Below are 4,426 nucleotides of genomic sequence, written 5' to 3'. Positions count from 1 at the left end.
CCCATACACCCCGCATCCGTCCCCGAGGCACGCGAGCACGGCGGTGCACGCCCGCCTCGACCCGGGCCCCGAAACCGAGGGAACCGGACCGGACCGACCCATGCCCGGCCGGGCCGGACCGACCCATGCCCGGCCGGGCCGGCCGGACCGGGCACCTTAGGTCAGCGGTGGCGCACCCGCTGCGACTTCGGCGCCGCCAGCCGCTGGCCGGACCACTCCTGGGCGACGCTCAACGTGCTGGTCTGGACGAGACCCGCGGTGGGCACCGCGTCCAGCACGTCACTCGGCTCGACATGGCCGGCACGCCCGGCCTTGGGCGTCAGCAGCCAGATCACGCCGTCGTCGGACAGCTGCCGCCGTGCGTCGATGAGGGCGTTCGCCAGGTCCCCGTCATCCTCCCGCCACCACAGCAGGACGATGTCGACGACGTCGTCGGAGTCCTCGGGGACAAGCTCGGTCCCGCTGGCGCTCGTGATGGCGTCCAGCAGGTCCTGGGCGATGTCGTCGTCCTCGTTGAGCGACTGCACCTGGGTCCCGGCGGAGACTCCCAGCCGCTCCGCTCGGCGCTGACCCTCGGCGTTCGCCGCGGTCGGACTCACCCTCCACTACCTCCTGCTCGTATGTTGACGCTCCGCGTAACCGCGAGGGCGTCCCGTCTCGGTGGACGCATCCAACGATGATCCTCATCGGCTGGTGCGCCTCGACCTAGTCCACCGGACCTTCCGGTGACTGCGCAAGTGCCACGCCGTCGGTTGTGGACAAGCGACGGCGTGGTCAGCCTGGTGTGACTCCCCGCCAGTACCCCGGAGAGAGCGGAATCATCCCGCCAGGAACGACAGCCGGACCGTTCGATCGGGGTTGTCCACGTTGAGGTCCACCAGCGCAATGGACTGCCAGACCCCGAGCGCGAGGCGGCCGTCGATCACCGGCACCGTCAACGAGGGCGGGATGATGGCCGGCATCACATGCGAGCGGCCGTGACCGAACGTTCCATGCGCGTGGCGCCATCTGCCGTCGGCGGGGAGCAGATCCGCGAGCGCCGCGAGCAGGTCGATATCACTACCGGAACCCAACTCGAGGATGGCCACGCCGGCCGTGGCATGCGGCACGAAGACCGACAGCAACCCGTCGCTGGAACCGGCAAGGAACCGCCGCGCATCAGGTGTGAGATCCACCACACTTTCTCGCCGGCCGGTGCGCACGGACAGCGTCGTCGTCTTCATCCGGGTCGCCATCAGGGTGATTGTCCACCACCGCAGGGCCCGGCATCGGCCGCACTACGGACGACATGCCAACAACGCAACGCACATCGCCCAGGTCTCGACCCGGAAGTAACCAAGACGTACGTGACGAGGCCACCGCGATGGAGCACGATGGAGCACGATGGTCCATGACATACCCGCTCTCCGGGTGACCTCCCCCCTCGGCCGTCGAGGGTCGGCCGATCACCCAGAGCGCAGGCATCGTATGGGATGAGCGAGCGGCCGGGATGCGGCGGCGCATTGATCATGCATGTTTCCACTCCGGTACGTTGCAAAAGTGACAACTGGGCCGACGATCGTACGATCAGGACCTTTTCGCATGATCGCGACGGCCCCGGGAAGCTCGAGGAGCAGGAGAAGGCGTGGCGCAGGACACAACCCGGAAGTTCTCGGTCATCACCGACGGGCTACCGAGTCAGCTGCCGGACATCGATCCCTCCGAAACCAGCGAGTGGCTGGAGTCGCTCGACGCCGTCATCGAGGAGTCCGGCCGCGGCCGGGCCCGCTTCATCATGCTGAAGCTCCTCGAACGGGCCCGGGAGAAGGCGGTCGGTGTTCCCGGTCTCACCAGCACCGACTACATCAACACCATCAGCCCGGAGCAGGAGCCCTGGTTCCCCGGCGACGAGCACATCGAACGCCGCATCCGGGCCTACATCCGGTGGAACGCGGCCATCATGGTGAGCCGCGCCAACCGCCCCGAGTTCAATGTCGGCGGTCACATCGCGACCTACGCCTCGAGCGCGAGCCTCTACGAGGTAGGCTTCAACCATTTCTTCCGCGGCAAGGACCATCTCAGTTCCTCGCCGGGAAGCGCCTCGGGTGACCAGATCTTTATTCAGGGTCACGCGTCCCCGGGCATCTACGCCCGCGCCTTCCTGGAAGGCCGGCTGACGGAGAAGCAGCTCGACGCCTTCCGGCGCGAGGGCGAGTCGGGCGGCCTGTCGTCCTACCCCCACCCGCGGCTTATGCCTGATTTCTGGGAGTTTCCCACGGTTTCGATGGGGATCGGGCCGATCAACGCCATCTATCAGGCCCGGTTCAACCGCTACCTGCTCAACCGCCAGATCAAGGACACCTCGAACAGCCGGGTGTGGGCGTTCCTCGGCGACGGCGAGATGGACGAGCCGGAGTCGATCGGCGCGCTGGGCGTGGCCGCCCGCGAGGAGCTCGACAACCTCATCTTCGTGGTCAACTGCAACCTGCAGCGCCTCGACGGCCCGGTCCGCGGCAACGGAAAGATCATGCAGGAGCTGGAGTCGCTGTTCCGGGGCGCCGGCTGGAACGTCATCAAGGTGGTCTGGGGCCGCGACTGGGACCCGCTGCTGGCCAAGGACACCGACGGCGTGCTGGTAAACCGCATGAACACCACGCCGGACGGGCAGTTCCAGACCTACTCGACGTCGTCGGGCGAATACATCCGGGAGCACTTCTTCGGCTCGGACGCCCGGCTGCGCCGGATGGTCGCGGACCTCTCCGACGACGATCTGCGCAAGCTCTCCCGCGGTGGCCACGACTACCGCAAGCTCTACGCGGCCTACAAGGCGGCGACCGAGCACGCGGGCCAGCCCACGGTCATCCTCGCGCACACCATCAAGGGCTGGACCCTGGGCAAGGACTTCGAGGCCCGCAACGCCACCCACCAGATGAAGAAGCTGACCAAGAGCGAGCTCAAGGAGTTCCGCGACCGGCTCTATCTGGCGATCCCGGACTCGGCGCTGTCAGGTGACCTGCCGCCCTACTGCCACCCCGGGCCGGACTCCGAGGAAATCGCGTACATGCGGGAACGCCGGGCCGCACTCGGCGGGTCGATCCCGCGGCGGGTCGTGCGGGCCAAGCCGCTCCCCCAGCCGCCAGCGAAGATCTTCGACGAGCTCCGGAAGGGCTCCGGCAAACAGCCCGTCGCCACGACGATGGCCTTCGTCCGGCTGCTGAAGGACCTCATGAAGACCAAGGAGATGGGCGCGCGTTTCGTGCCGGTCATCCCCGACGAGGCCCGCACCTTCGGCATGGACGCGATGTTTCCGACGGCGAAGATCTACTCGCCGCACGGGCAGCGCTACGAGGCCGTCGACCGCGAACTGCTGCTGTCCTACCAGGAGTCCGAGACCGGTCAGATACTGCACGAAGGCATCAGCGAGGCCGGGTCGATGGGCTCGGTGATCGCCGCCGGCACAGCGTACGCCACCCACGCGCAGTACATGATCCCGGTCTACGTCTTTTACTCGATGTTCGGCTTCCAGCGCACCGGCGACCAGATGTGGGCGCTCGGCGACCAGCTCGGCCGTGGGTTCCTGCTCGGGGCGACCGCCGGTCGGACCACCCTCAACGGCGAGGGCCTGCAGCACCAGGACGGCCACTCCCTGCTCCTGGCCTCGACTAACCCGGCCTGCGTGGCCTACGACCCCGCCTTCGCCTTCGAGGTGACGCACATCGTCCGGGACGCGCTCGACCGAATGTACGGCGAGCGGGACGACAACGTCTTCTACTACCTCACCGTCTACAACGAGCCGGTGCCGCAGCCGGCCGAGCCCGCGGGTCTCGACCCGGCGCAGATCATCTCCGGAATGTACCGGTTCCGCTCGGCCGAGGACCTGGTCGGCGGGCTTCCGGCGGCGGGGGCCGGCGTGGACTCCCCGCCGCGGGCCCAACTGCTGGCCAGCGGGACTTCCATCCACTGGGCGCTGGCGGCGCAGGAGATCCTTGCCGCCGACTTCGGGGTCGCCGCCGACCTGTGGTCGGTGACCTCGTGGAACGAGCTTCGGCGGGAGGCGCTCGACTGCGACCGTGCCAACCTGCTCAACCCCGAGGCCGACGATGCCGTGCCGTACGTGACCCGCGCTCTCGAAGGGGCCGCCGGCCCGGTCGTGGCGGTCTCCGACTGGATGCGCGCGGTGCCCGACCAGATCTCCCGGTGGGTTCCGCAGCCGTTCACCTCGCTGGGCACTGACGGGTACGGCCGCTCCGACACCCGGGCCGCCCTGCGCCGGCACTTCAAGGTCGACGCCGAGTCGATCGTCGTCGCGACCCTGGAAGCCCTCGTCCGGGCCGGTGAGGTCAAGGCCACCACGGTCGGGGACGCGATCAGGCGATTCGGGCTGCGCGCCGGCGAGGCCGGCCTGAACGGGCCCGAGGCGATCGTGGCCGGCACCAGGATCGTGGCC

Annotated in this window: 3 protein-coding genes; 1 reads left to right on the top strand and 2 read right to left on the bottom strand. The window is 68.5% G+C overall.

From position 1 onward, the window contains the following. Positions 1 to 161: 161 nt before the first annotated feature. A complete protein-coding gene (locus tag AC08OP_RS10825) occupies positions 162 to 599 on the bottom strand; it encodes a DUF3052 domain-containing protein (RefSeq protein WP_476614073.1) in 438 nt (145 codons plus the stop codon). 219 nt (positions 600 to 818) lie between these two features. Next, a complete protein-coding gene (locus AC08OP_RS10820) occupies positions 819 to 1,223 on the bottom strand; it encodes a secondary thiamine-phosphate synthase enzyme YjbQ (protein WP_476614072.1) in 405 nt (134 codons plus the stop codon). Between the two features lie 401 nt (positions 1,224 to 1,624). Here AC08OP_RS10820 and aceE point away from each other — a divergent pair. Then, a partial coding sequence (gene aceE / locus AC08OP_RS10815; RefSeq protein WP_476614071.1) for a pyruvate dehydrogenase (acetyl-transferring), homodimeric type occupies positions 1,625 to 4,426 on the top strand: 2,802 nt, incomplete at its 3' end.

It is taken from the genome of Frankia sp. CeRuru1, from assembly GCF_977966315.1.
Note: the sequence above shows the minus strand (reverse complement) of the source record. Positions and strands in the feature narration are given on the sequence as shown.